Below are 18288 nucleotides of genomic sequence, written 5' to 3' on the forward strand. Positions count from 1 at the left end.
AAAGCGCCTTGGAGCACCGCATCACCGCGCCCGCCCTTCCCGCTGCCGTCCTGTTCGACATGGATGGCACCCTCGTCGACACCGAGCGGCTGTGGAGCGCCGCGGTCGAACAGGTCGCCAACCGGATCGGGCGGCCCCTGACCGACGCGGACACCCCTCACGTACTGGGTCGCCCGGCTGTGTACACGGCGGCCCACCTGCACCGCACGGGTGCTCCGGCGGCCTGCGACCCCGGGGCGCTCGCCACCGAGCTGGATGCCGAGTTCGCCGCCCGGGTCGCCGGCGATCTCGTTCCGCGTCCGGGCGTACTGCGCCTGCTGGACGAGCTGGCCACGGCCGGCGTGCCCGCGGCGATCGTCTCCGCCTCGCCGCGCCACGTCGTCGACCTGGTGCGAACGGCGCTGGGGGAGGACCGGTTCACGCTGACCTTCGCGGTCGAGGACACCGCCCGCACCAAACCGGCGCCCGACCCGTACCTGGCCGCGGCCGCCGCTCTGGGCGTCGCGCCGCACACGTGCGTGGTCGTCGAGGACACGCCCACAGGTGTCGCCTCGGCCGAGGCTGCCGGGTGTGCGGTGCTCGCCGTTCCCTCCACCGTACCGATCCGGCCCTCGGCCAACCGGACCGTCCTCGACTCCCTGGAGCGGGCCGACCTGGCCCTGCTCGGCTCCCTCATCGCGTCAGCAGAAAGGCAGTGACAGACACCGTGGACGACATCCGGCACGTCGTGATCCTGATGCAGGAGAACCGCAGTTTCGACCACTACTTCGGCACGCTGAACGGCGTGCGCGGCTTCGACGACCGCCAGGCGCTGACGTTCCCGAACGGCGACAGCGTCTTCCACCAGCCCGCACTGTCCCGACCCGACGGCGGGTTCCTGCTGCCGTACCGGATGGACTCGACCACGTTCGACGCGCAGAACGCGGACGGCCTGCCGCACGACTGGGAGAGCGGTCACGAGGCCATCAACAACGGCGCGATGAACCGCTGGACGTCCGCCAAGGGCGAGCAGAGCATGGGCTACCTCACCCGTGCGGACATCCCCTACCAGTACGCGCTGGCCGACGCGTTCACGCTGTGCGACGGGTACTTCTGCTCACTGGCCGGGCCCACCAGCCCCAACCGGCTCTACCTGTGGACCGGCACGGCCGGCCCGGGCCGGGACGGTACGACGGGCCCGTGGATCGACAACACCCCGCTGCCCGAGAGCCCGGTCTGCGACTGGACCACCTACGCGGAGCGCCTGTCGGCCGCCGGTGTCAGCTGGCGCGTCTACCACTCTCCCGGCCTGGACGAGCGGGACGGCAACTACGAGGACAACGCCCTGGAGTACTTCGGCCAGTTCCACCGGTTCGACAAGGACGACCCCCGCTACCGCGACGCGATGACGAAGTGGGACCTGTCGGCGTTCGACACGCACTGCCAGGACGGCACCCTGCCGACGGTGTCCTGGCTGGTCTCGCCGTATCTGTTCTGCGAGCATCCGACCGCCAGCCCCGCATACGGCGCGCACTGGGTCGACACCGCCCTGCGGTCGCTGTTCGCGAACCCGGAGGTGTGGCGGCACACCGTCTTCCTCGTCATGTACGACGAGAACGACGGCTACTTCGACCACGTGGTGCCGCCGTTCCCGCCCGCGGGAACCCCCGACGAGTTCGTGGACGGGCAGCCGATCGGGCTGGGCAACCGCGTCCCCCTGTGGGTGATATCCCCGTGGTCGCGCGGCGGCTGGGTCAACTCCCAGGTCTTCGACCACACCTCCGTCCTGCGCTTCCTCGAACTCGTCACCGGCGTGCGGGAGCCCAACATCGCGGCATGGCGCCGCGCCGTGTGCGGCGATCTCACCACCTGCTTCGACTTCACCCGGCCCGACTTCTCGCTCCCCCAACTTCCGGACACCCGTGCGCTGGTGGAGCAGGCCGATGCCGCGACGGAACTGCCGCCGGTGCCGCTCCCCGCACCGGGCGCGCAGGTCACGCCGGTACAGGAACCCGGCGGCGCGCGCCCGCACCGGCCACTGCGGTACCGCCCCTGGGCTGACATCGCGGTGGACCGCGCCACCGGCAAGGTCACCTGCGTGCTCGCCAACGAGGGGCCGGAGACCTTCCATTTCACGGTCTTCCCGAACATCCACCGGCCGTTCGCGGGAACGCCGTACACCGTCGCCCCGCACAGCACCGACACCTTCGTGTGGGAGACGGTGAGTACCGCCGGGCGCTACGACTTCACGGTCCACGGTGCCGACGGTTTCGTCTGCCGCTTCGCCGGGACGGTGGCGGGAGCCGGTCAGGGGGACATCGCCGTCCCCCGCGTGACAGCGGTCCTACGGGGCAGCGAGCCGGAAACCTCGGCCGTCGAGTTGCTGCTGGCCAACGACGGCGAAGCGGCCGTGTCCTTCACGGTCACCCCGAACGACTTCGGCGGCGCGGTGCGCACCCGGCTGGTCGGGCCGGGCGAGGAGGCCGTCCTGCCCTGGCGCACGGACGGTGGACGGTACGACGTGACCGTCACGGCCGATGGCGCCACGGGCTTCGCCCAGCGGTATGCGGGGACCGTGCACGCGGTCGGAGCGGCGCCGTCCGCACCGCGCTGATCACGGCGGCCGGCGGCTCGCTCGTCGATGCCGGAACCGGCCCTGCGCCGGCGGCACCGGCGCGCGGGCAGCGTGGTGCGCGCACGGAGAGCGCGCGTGCTTCCCCTGCCGCGTCGGAGGAGAGGTCGAGCACGTCGCCCCGGTGCCCGGCGTCGCGCAGGGTCCGGGCCGCGATGGTCACCTGGACGGTGCTGGACGAACGGGCCTCGAAGTGGCGGCAATATTCGGGCCCGGCGTTCAGGGCGCTGAGGCCAAGATCCGGACCACGCACGGGCTCCCCTACCCATCCCGCTCCCGACCAGCTTTTCCGGTCTCTTCGCGGTCTCTTTCCGGTCCCCCTCGGTCCGCTCAGCCGGCAGCCGGCCCCGGGCCCCGCTGACGCGGTCCTCTTCCTGCATGGACTGCTCGATGAGGCGGTCGGCCTGATACCGAACGCCGGCAAGGAACTTGGGGTACGGGCGGGCCCACGCGGGCTTGGCCGTTCGCCCACCACCGACAGGGGGTGCAGTGCCCGATCCCCGCCCGCGGCCGCGTTCCCGCGGCAGTTGCTGCGTCAGCCCCTGGCGGGGAATGGGCGGCCGACGTACCGGAAGCCCATCATGACAAGCACGGCCAGGCAGCAGCGGGCCAGACCCCCTCATCGAGCGCCCTGGCCGCCGGTGCGATCTCTCCTCGGCTGCCTCCGGCGTTTTCCCGCTGCGCCAATGGGGTGACGCTGCGCCTTCAGACTTGAGCGCTTGTCCTACCGCGTGGATTACTGGAGACGAGGTGCTGAGGACGTGCCCCCGGCATAGTCCAAGAGCCGGCGCCCATCCCGTGCTCCACCTCGCCCACCGCACGATGGCCGTCCACCCCCGCAGCCCGATCCTTCCGCAGGCTCCCGCCCGGCCTCGTGCAGGATCGTGCGGACTCTTCTTGGGCCGGCCATGGCAGGCGGCCGCGGCCAACCACCGCACCACCGGCGACCAGTTGCTCACTCCGCCCAGGCAGCACTGGCACGGCCGTGTTCGCGGGCCGCCGCCTTCACCCCTCTACTCCTCGGGAGACTGATCGTGACCTCCAACGCCGTTGCCTCCGCGACCCAGGCCACGGGCTACTGGCCCCCTCCGCCCCCCGCCGGACCGCCGACGCTGCTCGCCGCCATCCCCGACTCCGGACCCGCCACGGGCGGAAACCTCGTCCGGCTGATCGGACAGAACCTGCGCGGCGCGACCAGCGTGACCTTCGGTGGTGTCCTGGCCACCATCGTCTACCAGGGCCCTCTCACCGGCCCCGGTGACCCCGGTGCAGGGCAGGACTCCCCGCAGGCGGGCGCCGGCTGGGGCGGCCCCGGCGGCTGGCCCGGGCACGGCGGGTACCCGGGCGGGGGCCGCCCCGGCTTCGACTTCCTGGTGGTGATCGCGCCGGCGAACCCGCCCGGGACCGTGCAGATCATCGTCACCACACCGGCCGGTACCAGCAACCCCCTGCCCTACACCTACCTCACGCCGCCTCCGCCGCCCCCCACGCCCACCGCTATCGCGCCGACCAGCGGACCGAGCACCGGCGGGACCGCGTTCACCATCACCGGCACCAACCTCGGCAGCGTGACCGGCGTGCTGTTCAACGGCGTTCCGGCCACCGGCGTGACCGCCACCGCCACCACCGTCACCGGCACCACCCCGCCCGGGACCGTCGGCCCTGCCACCGTCACCCTGCTCAGCCCCGCGGGCAACACCACGGTGCCCGGCGGCTTCACCTACCTCCCGCCGGCCCCGACCGCGGCCTCGATCATCCCGGCGGTCGGGCCGGTCACCGGCAGCACCCCCTATGTGCTCACCGGCACCCACCTGACCGGCGTCACCAGCGTCACCTTCGGCGCCACCCCCTCGACCATCCTGTTCGTCAACCCGGCCGGAACCCAACTGGTCGGGCTGACCCCGGCCGGCCCCGTCGCCGGCGGTAACGTCACCGTGACCGTCACCGGCCCCGGCGGAAGCGCCACCGTGCCCGGCGGTTTCACCTACTTCGCCGCCCCGCCCCCGCCGGCCCCCGCCGCCATCAGCCCCACCTCCGGAACCGCCGCCGGGGGCACCGCCTTCACCCTCACCGGCACCGGCCTCGGCGGCACGCTCGCCGTGCTGTTCAACGGCGTTCCGGCCACCGGCGTGACCGCCACCGCCACCACCGTCACCGGCACCACCCCGCCCGGGACCGTCGGCCCTGCCACCGTCACCGTGGTGACCGCCTCCGGTACCGCCACTGTCCCCGGCGGCTACACCTACACCTGACCCACCGGACCGTCGGTCACCGAGCCGTCATCCTCCTCGGCTCGGTGACCGACGCCTGCCCATCCGGCCATCCGGGGCCCCCGGGGGCCGCTACCCACCCCTCACGACAGCGACCACGGAACTGCTCGGGACCGGCACGGGACCGGCCGTATCTTCGCCCTCGCCGGCGCGCCTCGAACGGATCCGGGACGGAACCTCCTCAACTGTCCAGAAAGTAGGAGCACTTGTACGGGCCCAGTGGCTCGTCTTTCGGGCGAAGGGTGACCTGGATGTCGTCGGGACGGAGAGTGGGGTGGAGGACCGCCCGGGCGCGGGCGAGGCTGCACACCAGTTGCCCGTTGCGGAGGCGGTCGTCGGCGGAGAGGTAGGTCTCCGGTGCGTCAAGGGTGACGCGGTTGCCGTTCGCGGAGGCGTGAAAGGGGCCGTTGAACACCACGAGGTTGGCGAGTCCGCTCTTCTGCTCCGACTCGTTCGGGCCGGCGAGGAGGAGCTTGAGGGCGGAGTCGAGGTGGTTCAGCTGCACGCCGGGCCGCGAGACGCCGCGCAGGCCCGTGTCCGAAGCGAAGTAGATCCGCATCCCCTTGGTGAGACCCGGTATGGGCTCACCGGCGTCGATCACCCCTGTGGGCCGGATCCCGCAGCCGGCAACGGCCGGCAGGAGCAGGGCCGCGGTGGCGCACAGGCGCGGAATCCTCCTTGCACGTCCTGGACTCTTCACGGCATGTCCTTCGGTCGGCTGCGGGGGAACCGGAGGGTGAAGACCGCGCCGCCCCCGGCGCGGTTGGCGGCTTCGATGGTGCCGCCGTGCAACTGGGCGTTCTCCAGGGCGATTGCGGTGCCCAGGCCGCTGCCCTCGGATCGTCTGCGGGCGGTGTCGGCCTTGTAGAAGCGGTCGAAGACGTGCGGCAGGACCTCGGGGGGCAGGCCGGGGCCGCGGTCCGTGACCTCGATGGTGATCGTGTCGGCCGTGGCGCGGAGCACCACTGTCACGGGCGGGGCCCCGTGTTGCAGCGCGTTTCCGACGAGGTTTGCCACCACGATGTCGATCCGGCGCCGGTCGACCACCGCCCGCGCCCCGCCGCCGAAATCGGTGCGTACCCGGGAGGTCCAGCCGCGCCGGGTGAGCGTCGTGCGGATCAGCTCCGCCAGGTCGGTCTCCATGACGTCGAGCGACACGGTTCTGGCGTCGAAGCGCGAGATCTCGATGAGGTCGTGGACGAGTCGGGTGAGCTGGGCGATTTCCGCGCTGACGGTGCGGGCGGCCAGGGAGGAGTCCGGCGGCAGCTGATCGGCCTCCTCGTCCAGCACGGTGGACACCACGGTCATCGCGGCGAGCGGGGTACGCAGTTCGTGTGAGACGTCGGAGACGAACCGGCGTGCGCGCGCCTCCTGTTCCCGCAGCTCCGCGACGGAGGTCTGCAGGCTCTCAGCGGTGTCGTTGAAGGTTTCGGCCAGCTGGGCGAGCTCGTCGCGTCCCCTCACCGCGACGCGGGTGGCGAGTTCACCGGCAGCGAGCATCCGAGTGGCCCGGCCGAGGTCCCGTACGGGGCGGAGCACCGTACGCGCGGCGAGCAGGGCGAGGGCCGCGGCCAGCAGGACGACCGGGACGGTTCCGGCACGGACCGTGGCCAGCAGCACGGCGATGTCCTCCTCCTCGGTCCTGAGCGGGGCGATCGTGAAGACGTCGAGGTCGGAGGTGCGCCCGGTGTCGAAGGCCACGGACGCGCCGACCACCAGAAACGGTTCGCCGCGCCACTCGACGCGCTGGAACCGCAGGCGGCCGGTGGTCCTGACCGCGGTCCGCAGCTCAGGGCTGATCCGCGTCTGGTCCGCCAGGGAATCCGAGGTGGCCGTGAGGTTGTGGTACCGGGCGACGACGAGGTCATCGCCGAGCCCGCGCGAGACGCTCGCGGCGAAGCGGGTGAGGGTGCTCCGGTCGAGGGGTATCTCGAGGTCGGCCGCCACGTCGCTCACCCGGTTGCGGAAATCGGTCTGCAGCGCGTGCTGGGCCCGCTCCAGCACGGCGTCGCGGGACTCGCGGTAGGCGAGCGTGGTCGAGGTCACCGCGCTGATCAGGGTGACGAGGACGAACGTGACCACAAGGCGGATCCGCAGCCCGCCCATACGGGCCCGGAAGCGTCTCATCCGGGGCTCACAGGGGCCCGAAGCGGTAGCCGAAGCCCCGGACGGTCTGGATGTACCGGGGTGTGCCGGGAAGGTCCTCGATCTTGGTGCGCAGCCTGCGCACGGCGGCGTCCACGAGCCGCGAGTCGCCCAGGTAGTCGAGATCCCAGACCGATGTCAGCAGTTGCTCCCGGCTGAACACCCGGCCCGGAGCGGCCGACAGCTCCAGCAACAGCCGCAGCTCCATCGGCGGCAGGGGGACGAGCGTGCCCAGCTTGGTCACGGTCAGGCCGGACCGGTCGATGACGAGGCCGCCGTGCTGCTCTCCCGGCGCGGAGCCGGGCGCCGGTTCGGCACGGCGCAGTGCCGCCCGGATACGGGCCTCGAGTACGCGTGCCGTGGCCGGTTTGACCACGTAGTCGTCGGCGCCCGCTTCGAGGCCGGTGACGATGTCCTGGTCGTCGCCGCGGGCCGTGAGCATGATCACCGGGATGGTGGTGCGGGACCGGATGGCCCGGCAGACGTCGAAGCCGTCCATACCGGGCAGCATCAGGTCGAGGACCACGAGTTCGACGGGCTTCCCGGTAAGGCCGTCCAGCAGGGGCAGAGCCTCTTCTCCCGCGCCGGCCACGGATACGTCGTAGCCGTGCCGGCGCAGTACGAGTTCCATCCCGTCGCGCACGGAGGTGTCGTCCTCGATGAGCAGCACATGGGGCATGGCTCTGATTATGCGGGAGCGTTTGCCCATGTCAGACCGGGTCGGCCGGGAGAATCGCACGGCGCGAGCGATTGTTACGCCGCCATCATCCAGGCATCCACCGCCCATCATGTGAGGGGCTGAGCGTTGACGGCATGGACCTTCGAATTCCCTCCCGCGCCGCGGGCCGTCTGCGTCTGGCGGCGCTCGTCGCGCTTCCCGTCCTGGCCCTGTCGGCCGCCTGCGGCGGCGGGGGCGATCCGCTCGCGACGGGCGAGGAGATCGCCTCCGTTCCCGGGGACACCGCCTCCGGCGGCGAGCACTCCGGGAACTCCGGCAAGCGAGGCGACCAGGGCGCCTTCTACGACGCGCAGATGGACTACGTGCAGTGCATGCGCGGGAAGGGCGGCGTCAAGGACTTTCCCGACCCGAAGCTGAGCGGCTACCTCGACTGGACGAAGATCGACGAAATCTCCCGGAAGCCCGGGAACGAGGAGGCGTCCAAGGGCGGCAAGAACGGCGTCTGCGGCAAGGAGATGTCGGCCGCCATGCGTCTGGAGCCGAAGCGCGATGTGCAGAAGCAGTACGAATCGATGCTGGCGCATGCCGCCTGCATGCGGAAGAACGGCGTCTCGAAATTCACCAACCCCACGCTGTCCGGCGGCAATGTGATACCCGGCGGGGACCCTGACCCGGCGGCATCGCAGATCGACACCAGCTCCCCGGCGTACAAGCAGGCCCGCCAGGCGTGCAAGGACAAGCTGCTCGACGGTCTGGACGGCATGCAGTGATGCGGCGTAAAGCATGCGTCGCGGCCGGTGCGGTGACCGCCGTTGCCGCGCTGGGAGCCGGAGCCGTGGTCCTCGGGGGCGGCGACCGGGGCGCACAAGCGGAGAAGAGGGGTGACCTTCCGCCCGCCACGGCCGAGATCACCCGGACCGATCTCGTGCAGAGCAAGACCGTCGACGGGCACCTCGACTACGCACAGCGCCGCACCGTCAAGTCTGCGGTCGAAGGGACCGTCACCAAGGCCGCCCAGGAGGGCAGGACGGTCACGGCCGGGCAGCGGTTGTACGAGCGGGATGCCCGGCCGGTGATCCTCCTGTACGGGCCGACACCGGCGTTCCGGCCGATGAAGGTGGGCGATCGCGGCCCCGACGTCCTCCAGCTGGAGCGCAACCTCCGCGACCTCGGTTTCGGCGCGAGCCTCTACGTCGACACCCGCTACGACAAGGGAACCGAAGCCGCGGTCAAGAGCTGGCAGAAGTCGATCGGCATCGAGAACCCGGACGGCCGTGTCGGCAGGGGGGACATCGTCTTCCAGCCCGGCGCGGTGCGGGTGGTGGCGGCCGACGCCGCACTCGCCGATCAGGTCGGGCCCGACAAGACCGTGCTGACCGTCGCCTCGACCACACCGGTCGTGCGGGCCCAACTCGACCAGACCGACGCGGTCCTGACGTCCCGGGGCACCAAGGTCGAGGTCACCCTGCCCAGCGGCAGGACCGTCGGCGGCAAGGTGGCGGGAACGGCGAGGCCCGAGGCATCGGAGGGCTCCCCCGGGGCGCGCCAGGAGGGCATCACGGTCGAGGTCACCTTGGACAGCCCTCGGTCCGTCCTCGCTGCCGAGGACGCCAAGGCCACCAGCAGCGTCACGTTCATCAGCGAGAGCCACCGGAATGTGCTGGCCGTGCCCGTCGAGGCGGTCGTCGCCCTGCGCGGTGAGAACGGCGGCTACGGCCTCCAGATCGTCCAGGGCCGTACCACCAGGATGGTCCGGGTCACGACCGGCATGACCGCCGACGGGCGTATCGAGGTCAGCGGCGACGGCATCTCCGCAGGCATGAAGGTCGGAGTGGCCAAGCAATGACCGTCATCGAACTGCGGGCCGCCACCAAGTCCTACCCCGGCGGGGTACACGCCCTGCGCGGCGTGGACCTGCGCGTCGGCCAGGGCGAACTCGTCGCGATCGTCGGCCCGTCCGGGTCGGGAAAATCCACCCTGCTCAATCTGATCGGCACCCTCGACCGGCCCACGTCGGGCACGGTCCGGGTGGCCGGACACGACGTGGGTGCGCTCAGCGACAGCCGGCTGGCGGCGCTGCGGGCGCGGCACATCGGCTTCGTCTTCCAGCACTTCCACCTGTCCCCCGGCCGGGACGCGGTCGACAACGTCGCGGACGGCCTGCTCTACGCGGGCGTGCCGCTGAAGGAGCGGCGGTCACGGGCCCGTGTCGCGCTGGAGCGGGTCCGCCTCGGTCACCGGCTCTCGCACCGGCCCAGCGAGCTCTCCGGCGGCGAGAAGCAACGTGTCGCCATCGCCCGCGCCCTGGTCGGGGAACCGGACCTGCTGCTCGCCGACGAACCTACGGGCGCGCTGGACACCGCGTCCGGCGAGGTCGTGATGCAACTCGTCCACGAACTCCATGCAAGGGGCACCACGATCTGCGTGATCACCCATGACCATGAGATCGCCGCTTCCCTGCCCCGCCGCATCCGGTTCAGGGACGGGGCCGTGGTCTCCGACTCCCGTTCCGGCGAGGCTGCCTCATGACCGGCCGCGTGCTCAAACCCGCCCGCCTCACCGCAGCCGACGTCCTGCGTGTCGGCGCCGTCGGGCTGCGCGCCCGCCGGACCCGTGTGGTGCTCTCCGCCCTCGGCATCGCGATCGGCATCGCCACCATGGTCGCGGTCGTCGGTCTCTCCATGTCCAGCCGGGCCGACCTGATGTCCCGGCTCGACCGTCTCGGGACGAATCTGCTCACCGCCGAGGCAGGCAAGGACGCCCTGGGCCAGGAGGTGAAGCTGCCGAAGAACGCGGTGGCCATGGTCGAGCGCATCGGCCCGGTGCAACAGGCCACAGCCACCGCGCAGGTGGACGTCCGCATCCGCCGCAGCGATGTGGTTCCCGAGGAGCAGCCGGCCGGAGTCACCACGCAGGCCGCCCGAGCGGACCTGCTGACCGCGCTGAACGCCACAGTGGCCAAGGGCCGTTGGCTGGACGGTGCCGGCGAGCGGCTGCCGGTCACCGTCCTCGGCGCCGTCGCGGCCGAGCGGTTGGGCATCACCGAGCCCGGCGAGAAGATCATGATGAACAGCCGGTACGTCGTGGTCGTCGGCATCCTCAGCCCCGTGGAGCTCGTCCCCCAGCTCGACCGCACGGCGCTGGTCGGCTTCCCGGCCGCCGAGCAGTACCTGGGATTCGACGGCCACCCCACGACCGTCTTCGAGCGGTCCCCGGATGCCTCGGTCGACGATGTCCGGGCGGTGCTGGCGCGGACGGTGATGCCCGGTAACGAGGGTTCGGTGAAGGTGTCCCGGCCCTCCGACGCACTGGCGGCGAAGGCCGCCGCCGACAAGGGGCTCACCGGCCTGATGCTCGGCCTCGGCGCGGTCGCCCTCCTGGTGGGCGGCGTCGGTGTCGCCAACACCATGGTCATCTCGGTCCTGGAACGCCGGCAGGAGATAGGTCTGCGCCGGGCGATCGGCGCCACCAGGGGCGCGATCCGGCTCCAGTTCGTCACCGAGTCGCTGCTGCTGTCGGCGCTGGGCGGGACGGCGGGGGCGGCGCTCGGCGCGGCGGCCACGTTCGCCTTCGCCACGGCACAGGGCTGGGCGGTCGTCGTGCCGCTCTGGTCGCTCGGCGGCGGCCTGGGCGCAACGCTCGCCATCGGTGTCCTGGCCGGTCTCTACCCGGCGATCCGGGCCTCCCGTCTCGAACCCACGGTCGCGCTCCACGCGGCCTGACGGCCCCGCACCCGACGGTACGGGGCCGAGCCGCCTCCGGAGGCGGAATCGGGCTGCTCTGCCCGTGGCGGGGAGCGGCGTTCCTACCTGGTGGCCGCCATGGTCCTGGTGATCGTCCGCATCGTGCAGCTCGCACTGGGCAAGCTCGGCCCCCGCTACGGGGCCATCATCACCGCGGCAGCAGGCGGATACGTACTCGATCCCGCCGAAGCCGCACGCTGAGCCCCATAACGAGCCGAACCCGGTGCGGCCCGCCCTCGGCCGAGGGTGGAGGTGTGCGGCTCCAGGCGCCCCGCGTGCCTGCGCACCGTGTCGGCAGCCGTGTGGGCCGCCCTGCAACAGCGGTGGCGCCGCGACCTGCCGAGCGCCGGGCAACCCTTCTCCAGGGCCGGCGGCGGCCGAAGGTGCCCGGATGGTCGCGCAGCGCAGCCGCCACCGTCAGAGCGGTCCCGGCGAGGAGTGGCAGAAGCGTCGCGGCGGACAGCCGACCGGGTACCTCCTGTTCGGCTGTGGAGCGCCACAGCACTCCGCAACCGGTCGGGAATGAGATTCCCGTGCCGGCGTTCAGCGCCGGCACGGCCCGTGCGGTGCGCAGTGCCGAGGCACGGGTGCGGGGCCGGTGGAGCGAGTACCCGACCATCCCGCCGCCGAAGGACGCCGCCGCCGAGCAGTGCATCAACAAGCCCAAGCAGTGGCGCGGCCTGGCCACTCGCTACGACAAGACCGCCACCCTCCACCTCGCCGGGCTCCGCCGCGCCGCCATCTTCGTCTGGTCGGCGAGATGATCCGAAGGAACCGGCCGAGTAGCGCTTCGTTACGTCGAGGATCTGTACAGCCACTCGAATGGCAGGCCCTGCGCACGCGTGTTCCAGTTAATGAGAGCCCTTTTTGCGAGGAAGTCGGAAAGGTGAGCCCTATGACGGAGACGACGGAGCGCATCACCCAGTTGACGGACCGGGCGAAGCACGCGCAAGAACACGTACAAAGCGCCATCGCAAAGAACCGTGAGCAACTGTCGGCTGCGGTTGAAGAGGCCCAGCGGGAGGCGGAACAGCGCGCAGAACAGCTCCGCCGTGAGGCAGCCGAACAGAAGGCTGCTGCCGCTGGATCACTTGAAGAAGCAAGGAACAAGTGGCAGGAGCACGTAGCGACGGTCAAGAGCCGTTTCCAGGAGCGCAAGGCTGAGCTTGACGTGAAGCGCGCCGAGCACAATGCGGAGGATGCGGAGCACTACGCATCGTTCGCAATCGACTACGCTGCCGCCGCGATTCTCGAAGCGGAATCCGCCTCGCTGGAAGCCTTGCTGGCCCGCTCGGAGGCCAAAGCCCTGGCCCACAGGTAGGCGGAGTGCGGCCGGCGGACGGCCCACCGTCACGACTCTGCCGAGAAAGGCACGCCCTCCCGGCGGCTCCCGGCGGAGGCCGCGTGTGGCCTCCGCCGGGACGGGGTTGACCGGACCCGGAACGGCGAGCCGGCAGCTCATGGGAGGGAAAGACATGGACGCGGCGGCCGGCGGCTCAGTCCCTGGGCCTCCGGCAGCGCCTGTGACGTGCACCGAGCTGATGAACGGTTCCCTACGGTGATGGAGAACGCGTCCCGACCGGTGGCCGCCGCGCGACGGCCCTATCTGATCGTGAATCCGCATTCGGGAGGAGGAAAGGCGATTCGCTTCCGGATCGCGGAGGCGGCCCGCGATTTGGGAGCTCAGGTCTTTCTGATCGACTCCTCCCAGCACCAAGACCTTGCGACGGTCGCCAGACGCGCGGTGGATAACGGTGCGGATCTGCTGGGGGTGGCCGGCGGAGATGGAACTCAGGCACTCGTCGCCGAGGTGGCCGCGCAGAGCGGCCTTCCCTTCCTGGTCATTCCGGCAGGCACGCGCAACCATTTCGCGATGGACCTCGGCCTGGATCGTAAAGACCCTTCGGCCGCGTTGGAAGCCCTCACCGACGGCATCGAGGTGTGCGTGGATCTCGGGTTCGCGGGCGACCGTGCGTTCGTCAACAACGTGTCCTTCGGTGCGTACGCCGCCCTGGTGCAGGACTCGGCCTACCGGGAGGACAAGATCGGCACGATGATGCGGATCCTCCCGGAATTCCTGGCCCACCACGAGGGCCCGGACCTGGTGGTACGCACCGGACCGCTTACTGTGGACCGGCCGGATGCCGTGCTGGTGAGCAACAACCCTTACCAGGCCGACGACCCGGCAGGGCTCGGTAAGCGGGCACGGCTCGACTCCGGGCTCCTGGGGGTGCTGGCCGCCAGGGCGGAAACACCCGCGGAGACGGGCGCCCGGCTGCGCAGTGGGCAGCCGCACGGGCTGACGCATCTCGCCACCCGGGACGACGTGACGGTCCACGCCGACGTCCCGGTCGTCCCCGTCGGGCTGGACGGCGAGGCCGTCACCCTGCCGACTCCCGTACGGTGCCGGATCAGTCCCCGGACACTGCGGGTACGTGTTCCCCGCCATCGGCCGGCCGCGCAGCAAACAGCCGCCCAGCACGCCGGGCGGCCGGGCGGCTGGGGCGCCATCCGGCGGGTGGCCTCAACTGTCGGACGGGGTGCTCACGGCCGCCGGTGACCGCAGCAGCATGAGCATGCGTGCTGAGGAGCGACGGCGGCCGTTCCGAGCGAGCCGCCCACCGACAAGGGCCGCGGCTCAGTGCTGAGGGTGCGGGCGGGTGTGGAAGAGCGGGCGCCGCTGGCGGGTCGTCCCCGGAGCGAGACGGCCGACTTCGACGCGCGTCCGGATGGCGCGGACCATCTCGGTCAGGCCCACCACTATGGCCATGACGCCCACTACCAGGGTGAGTGTCGCGATGGAGGCGAACGGCATGACGATCAGCACGATGCCGGCCAGAGAGCCGATGAAGCCGAAGGCCATGTGCCAACCGCGCGCCGGCATGTCCGGAGCTGAGATCGCCACAGCCGTCTCCATGGTGCCGCGCATCAGCCAACTGAAGCCGAGCCACAGGGCGAGCAGGAGAATCGACTCCAGGGTGCCCCGGAAGCAGATCAGCCCCAGCAGGATGGAGAGCGCACCTGTCACGAAGTGCACCACACGAAGGTGTCCCGGCACCTGCGTGCCGAAGGCACCGGCCAGCTGGAAGACACCGGTGACCAGCAGATAGACGCCGAAGAGCACGCCGGCGACCCGCAGCGTCGCATCCGGCCACACCAAGGCGATGACGCCCAGGGCAACGGCGGCAAGGCCCATGGTGAACAGGACCTGCCAACCCATGTTCGCCAGGAGAGCCATGACTTTGGTCGCGGGCGGCGCCTCTTGGGGCTCGGTGCCGCCCGGCGGAACGGGACCCGAGGACGCGGAAGAGGCAGAAGAAGACGCCATGACGCCCACCTCCTTCTGAGAACAGCGTGATCACGTCAGTACACCTCCATCGTCACCCGATCGGCCTCACACCGCTCAGTGAAGACGGAGAGTGCGGTGCCGGCTCAGCTCCCAGAGCCACCGGGCACGGGTCCCCCGGCCTCCTCCCCCGACGCCCGGGGCCGCTGCGTTCTCAGGTGGAGAGACGAAGACCCACCGGGATCGGGGGGGGGACGGGGGGCAAGCGCGTCGCGCGTCCCGCCGGGAGGTGAGGAGGCCCCGAATGGCGCCGGCAGCCGTACGCGACCTGGCCGCGGGCGGATCGGCATGGACGGCGCGATCACCCTCCGCCCCCTGCCGACACCGGCGGCAGCACCGGTCGGGATCGCCGCCGACCGCGACGGAGCCCTGTGGTTCACCGAGATCGCCGCCGGGCAGATCGGAAAGATCACTCCCGACGGGCAGATCACCGAGTTCCCCCTGCCCGATCCCACCGCCCGACCGCACGCCGTCACCGTCGACGGCCACGGCACCGTGTGGTTCACCGAATGGAGCGGCAACCGCGTCGGCACGCTCACCCCCGACTACTCCCTCACCGTCCACGACCTGCCCACCCCCCACTCCGAACCCCACGGCATCGCCCCCGGCCCCGACGGCGCCCTATGGGCCGCCCTGGAGATCGGCGCCCTCGCGCGCATCGCCCCGACGCCCAGCACCACCTGACCAGGCCGCCCGCTCACTCCCTGGTTTTGTTCACGAGTCGCCACTCATGAGCAATGCCGCACGCCCCCTCAGTCCTCGCGATCGAGGTCACCACCCCTCCGCCCCAGGACGCAACCCGACGTCACCACCAACGAGTTGGGCCGAAGGGGTGCGAAGGATGCTCAACGAGCAGAGCGCATCCCGTGGCGGGTTTCTGGCGTATCCGGGTCACACCCCAGTAGGGCTCAGCGGCGCGCGTCGCCAGCGCGAGCAGGCTCGTCAGCTTCGAGATCGCCTCAGGGGAGGCTTGAAGTAGCGGCGGACGTTCTCCGGCCTCTCATGGAGGTGTGGCGGGGAACGCGACTCGAGCAGTGATCGTCAGCAACCGGAGGCTCTTGCCGGAGACGAACGTCCCGGTCCTTCCGTCCGGCGGCCGTTCGTGGGCGGGAACGCGAAAGTGGCCGCTGACTGTCCTTCGCCGACGTCACCGGGCCGGCAGGGCGCCGTGAACTACTCGTCACGCTGGTGATTGATGAACGCGGTCAACGCGTCCACCGTTGCGTCGGGCTGCTCGTCCGGAATGAAGTGTCCGGCCTGGGGGATGAAGACGCCGGTCACGTTCTCTGCCCACGGGCTGAGGGAGGCGGCCATGTCAGGGATCGAGCCATGGGAGCTGGAGATTCCCAGGACCGGGACGGTCACGTGTCCTCGTTCGAGAGCGTCATGATTTCTCCGCGCTGATTCCGCGGCGTCGCGGTAGTAGGCGAGAGATGCTGAAAGACCTCCCTCGGCCGCGATGGCGGCGGCGTAATGGTCGATCTCGGCACCGTCGAAGGTGTTCGGGGACAGAGCTTTGACCTTCAAGAACCAGCCGACGTAGGCACGCTCACGGCCGGTGAGCAGAGTCTCGGGCAGTTCGGGCACCAGGTGGAAGGCGAAGTGCCAGGTCTTCCAGGCCCGGTCGGGATCCGTAGGAATGGAGTCCGGGAGGGTGATTCCGGGAATGCCCGCGTCGAGCAGGGCGACCCCATGCAGGCTCGCTTCGTACTTCAGGGCCAGCGAGAAGGCGACCCAGGCCCCGATGTCGTGGGCGACGAGCCAGTACTTCGGCACGTTGAGCGCGGTCAGCGCGGCCTGGACGCGCGCAGCGACCGTGTGCGTGTCGTAGGGCCCTTGAGGGCGGTCGGAGTGCCCCTGCCCCGGCAGGTCGATCGCGATCACGTGGAATCGCTCGGTAAGGCGTGCCATCACCTTTCGCCAAGCCCACCAGGTCTGCGGGAATCCGGCGAGCAGGACGACGGTAGGACCGTCCGGCCGGCCGCCTTCCACGGCGTGGAGTCGAATTCCTTCCGCGTCGACCCAGCGGTGAGTGAAACCCGCCAGGTCGTACAGCGGCAATCCCGGGACCGGATTCTGGTCGCAGGAGCGGTTCGGGGCTATGGCGGCGTCGGTCATGTCTGGAGCCTACTGCATCTTGGACTGGTTGGTTCAAGATACGATGGGCAGGGCCACAACGGCTGGTCCGGGAACGAGGTACATGCGTGATGGCGGGGAAGAAGCAGTTCGATGTGGACATCGCGCTCGACGCGGCGATGGTCCAGTTCTGGCGAGCTGGATACGCCAACACCTCTCTCGACGACCTCTCCAGGGCGACCGGATTGAACCGCAGTTCCCTCTACTCCTCGTTCGGCGACAAGGACTCGCTCTACCTGCGCTGCCTGGACCGCTACGCCGCGAGGTACGGAAGCAGGTACGACCAGGCGCTTTCCCGTGCGTCCGAGGAACCGCTCCAGGCGGTACGGGCGTTCTTCGAGGTCACCCTGGAGCGCATCGCCGACCCTGACGTCCCTGATGGATGCCTGATCGCCCAGACCGCGATGGCAGCACCGGCGCTCAGCCCCACCATCGCCGCACGCGCGATCGAGGCTCTGGGCCTTCAGCATGCGCGGCTGCGGACCGCCTTGAACGCCGCGCAGTTGGCGGATGGCGATGCCGACGACTTCGCCGTTCACATCATGGCGGTCAACCAGTCGCTGGCCGTGCTGAGCAGGACCAGGGCGGGCCAGCAGCAGCTCCGCACGGTCATCGACGTCAGCATGAGGGCGCTCTCGCACGCCTTGCCTGCCCGGAGCTAGTACTGCAACGGTGTGTGCTGTGACGGGTGACCGGGTCAGGGGCTGGCGGTCTGCGACTGGACCACCTACGCGGAGCGCCTGTCGGCCGCCGACGTCAGCTGGCGCGTCTACCGCACGCCCGGGCTCGACGCGCGCCACGGCAACTACGAGGAGAACGCCCTGGAGTTCTTCGGCCAGTTCCACACCTTCGACCACGACGACCCCCGCTACCGCAACGCGATGACGACGTGGGACCTGTCGGCGTTCGACGCGCACTGCAAGGACGGCACCCTGCCGACGGCGTCCCCAGGTCTCCGACCACACTTCCGTGCTGCGCTTCCTGGAGCTGGTCACCCGCGTGCGGGAGCCCAACATTTCGCAGTGGCGCCGAGCCGTCTGCGGTGACCTCACGAGCTGCTTCGGCTTCGGCGGCGCGGCGCACACCCAGCTGGTCGGCCCCCGCGAGCAGGTCACCGTGACCTGGCCCACGAAGGACGGGCGGTACGACGTCACGGTGACCGCTGACGGCCACCCGGAATTCGCCCAGCGATACGCCGGAACGGTGCACGCCATGCCGGAGGGGCGTGCGGAGACGGCTCACTGAGCCGCCGGCCCCGTACCGGCCCCCTTGCGGGGTGCGCCCTCCCCCGGACGGGTCAATTCCGGTGGGAGGCCCCTCTCCCTCCTGGGGAGAATGAGGCATGAGCAGCTGGGGTC

The 18288-nt window shown here is 70.7% G+C and carries 18 protein-coding genes and 2 pseudogenes; 15 read left to right on the top strand and 5 right to left on the bottom strand.

What is annotated here, in order from left to right:
- Window positions 1-8: 8 nt before the first annotated feature.
- The 3 genes from MUU72_RS00620 (at window position 9) to MUU72_RS00630 (ending at window position 4863) form a co-directional block, all read left to right on the top strand.
- Entirely contained in the window at window positions 9-698 is a 690-nt protein-coding gene (locus MUU72_RS00620) for an HAD family hydrolase (RefSeq protein WP_248011061.1), read from the top strand.
- Window positions 695-2593: a phosphocholine-specific phospholipase C gene (locus tag MUU72_RS00625; RefSeq protein ID WP_248011062.1), complete on the top strand. Its 1899-nt coding sequence runs from the start codon at window positions 695-697 to the stop codon at window positions 2591-2593. The genes MUU72_RS00620 and MUU72_RS00625 overlap by 4 nt, the downstream gene beginning before the upstream one ends.
- Before the next feature lie 1052 nt (window positions 2594-3645).
- Window positions 3646-4863, top strand: coding sequence for an IPT/TIG domain-containing protein (locus MUU72_RS00630; protein ID WP_308403757.1), 1218 nt, complete (start codon window positions 3646-3648; stop codon window positions 4861-4863).
- 199 nt (window positions 4864-5062) lie between these two features.
- On the opposite strand, the gene MUU72_RS00640 is transcribed toward MUU72_RS00630, so the two are convergent.
- From MUU72_RS00640 to MUU72_RS00650, 3 genes are read right to left on the bottom strand one after another with little or no spacing between them, the layout of a single operon-like run.
- Window positions 5063-5581 carry a hypothetical protein gene (locus MUU72_RS00640; RefSeq protein ID WP_248011063.1) on the bottom strand — a complete coding sequence of 173 codons (519 nt, stop codon included), beginning with the start codon at window positions 5579-5581 and terminating at the stop codon, window positions 5063-5065.
- Complete coding sequence (locus tag MUU72_RS00645; RefSeq protein ID WP_248011064.1) at window positions 5578-7008, bottom strand: ATP-binding protein; 1431 nt, start codon at window positions 7006-7008, stop codon at window positions 5578-5580. The genes MUU72_RS00640 and MUU72_RS00645 overlap by 4 nt, the downstream gene beginning before the upstream one ends.
- Before the next feature lie 7 nt (window positions 7009-7015).
- Window positions 7016-7705, bottom strand: coding sequence for a response regulator (locus MUU72_RS00650; protein WP_248011065.1), 690 nt, complete (start codon window positions 7703-7705; stop codon window positions 7016-7018).
- 134 nt (window positions 7706-7839) lie between these two features.
- On the opposite strand from MUU72_RS00650, the gene MUU72_RS00655 reads away from it, so the two are divergent.
- From MUU72_RS00655 to MUU72_RS00685, 8 genes are all read left to right on the top strand, one after another.
- Entirely contained in the window at window positions 7840-8475 is a 636-nt protein-coding gene (locus MUU72_RS00655) for a hypothetical protein (RefSeq protein ID WP_248011066.1), read from the top strand.
- On the top strand, window positions 8475-9551 hold the full coding sequence (locus MUU72_RS00660) for a peptidoglycan-binding protein (RefSeq protein WP_248011067.1): 1077 nt from the start codon (window positions 8475-8477) through the stop codon (window positions 9549-9551). The genes MUU72_RS00655 and MUU72_RS00660 overlap by 1 nt, the downstream gene beginning before the upstream one ends.
- Window positions 9548-10234 carry an ABC transporter ATP-binding protein gene (locus tag MUU72_RS00665; protein WP_248011068.1) on the top strand — a complete coding sequence of 229 codons (687 nt, stop codon included), beginning with the start codon at window positions 9548-9550 and terminating at the stop codon, window positions 10232-10234. Before MUU72_RS00660 ends, MUU72_RS00665 begins: the two co-directional genes overlap by 4 nt.
- Window positions 10231-11427, top strand: a complete 1197-nt coding sequence (locus tag MUU72_RS00670; RefSeq protein ID WP_248011069.1) for an ABC transporter permease — start codon at window positions 10231-10233, stop codon at window positions 11425-11427. The genes MUU72_RS00665 and MUU72_RS00670 overlap by 4 nt, the downstream gene beginning before the upstream one ends.
- Before the next feature lie 99 nt (window positions 11428-11526).
- Window positions 11527-11649, top strand: coding sequence for a hypothetical protein (locus tag MUU72_RS35105; RefSeq protein ID WP_282503467.1), 123 nt, complete (start codon window positions 11527-11529; stop codon window positions 11647-11649).
- A gap of 332 nt (window positions 11650-11981) precedes the next feature.
- Window positions 11982-12212: a hypothetical protein gene (locus tag MUU72_RS00675; RefSeq protein ID WP_248011070.1), complete on the top strand. Its 231-nt coding sequence runs from the start codon at window positions 11982-11984 to the stop codon at window positions 12210-12212.
- Between the two features lie 131 nt (window positions 12213-12343).
- Window positions 12344-12769, top strand: coding sequence for a hypothetical protein (locus MUU72_RS00680; protein ID WP_248011071.1), 426 nt, complete (start codon window positions 12344-12346; stop codon window positions 12767-12769).
- A 240-nt stretch (window positions 12770-13009) separates the two neighbouring features.
- Window positions 13010-14008, top strand: coding sequence for a diacylglycerol/lipid kinase family protein (locus MUU72_RS00685; RefSeq protein WP_308403758.1), 999 nt, complete (start codon window positions 13010-13012; stop codon window positions 14006-14008).
- A gap of 78 nt (window positions 14009-14086) precedes the next feature.
- Here the strand turns inward: MUU72_RS00685 and MUU72_RS00690 are convergent, their stop codons facing one another.
- Window positions 14087-14776, bottom strand: a complete 690-nt coding sequence (locus MUU72_RS00690; protein ID WP_248011072.1) for an HdeD family acid-resistance protein — start codon at window positions 14774-14776, stop codon at window positions 14087-14089.
- 294 nt (window positions 14777-15070) lie between these two features.
- Here MUU72_RS00690 and MUU72_RS00695 point away from each other — a divergent pair.
- Window positions 15071-15478, top strand: a pseudogene (locus tag MUU72_RS00695) (Vgb family protein); the annotation flags it as partial.
- A gap of 489 nt (window positions 15479-15967) precedes the next feature.
- Here the strand turns inward: MUU72_RS00695 and MUU72_RS00700 are convergent.
- The gene (locus MUU72_RS00700) at window positions 15968-16912 is read right to left on the bottom strand and encodes an alpha/beta fold hydrolase (protein ID WP_248011073.1); all 945 of its coding nucleotides are present in this window, start codon (window positions 16910-16912) and stop codon (window positions 15968-15970) included.
- 89 nt (window positions 16913-17001) lie between these two features.
- Here MUU72_RS00700 and MUU72_RS00705 point away from each other — a divergent pair, with 89 nt between their 5' ends.
- From MUU72_RS00705 to MUU72_RS35815, 3 genes and pseudogenes are all read left to right on the top strand, one after another.
- Window positions 17002-17592: a TetR/AcrR family transcriptional regulator gene (locus tag MUU72_RS00705; RefSeq protein ID WP_248011074.1), complete on the top strand. Its 591-nt coding sequence runs from the start codon at window positions 17002-17004 to the stop codon at window positions 17590-17592.
- A 48-nt stretch (window positions 17593-17640) separates the two neighbouring features.
- Window positions 17641-18001, top strand: a pseudogene (locus MUU72_RS00710) (alkaline phosphatase family protein); the annotation flags it as partial.
- Between the two features lie 45 nt (window positions 18002-18046).
- On the top strand, window positions 18047-18175 hold the full coding sequence (locus tag MUU72_RS35815) for a hypothetical protein (protein ID WP_372502929.1): 129 nt from the start codon (window positions 18047-18049) through the stop codon (window positions 18173-18175).
- Window positions 18176-18288: the final 113 nt, after the last annotated feature.

The organism is Streptomyces rhizoryzae (assembly GCF_023155275.1).
Classification (GTDB): domain Bacteria; phylum Actinomycetota; class Actinomycetes; order Streptomycetales; family Streptomycetaceae; genus Streptomyces; species Streptomyces rhizoryzae.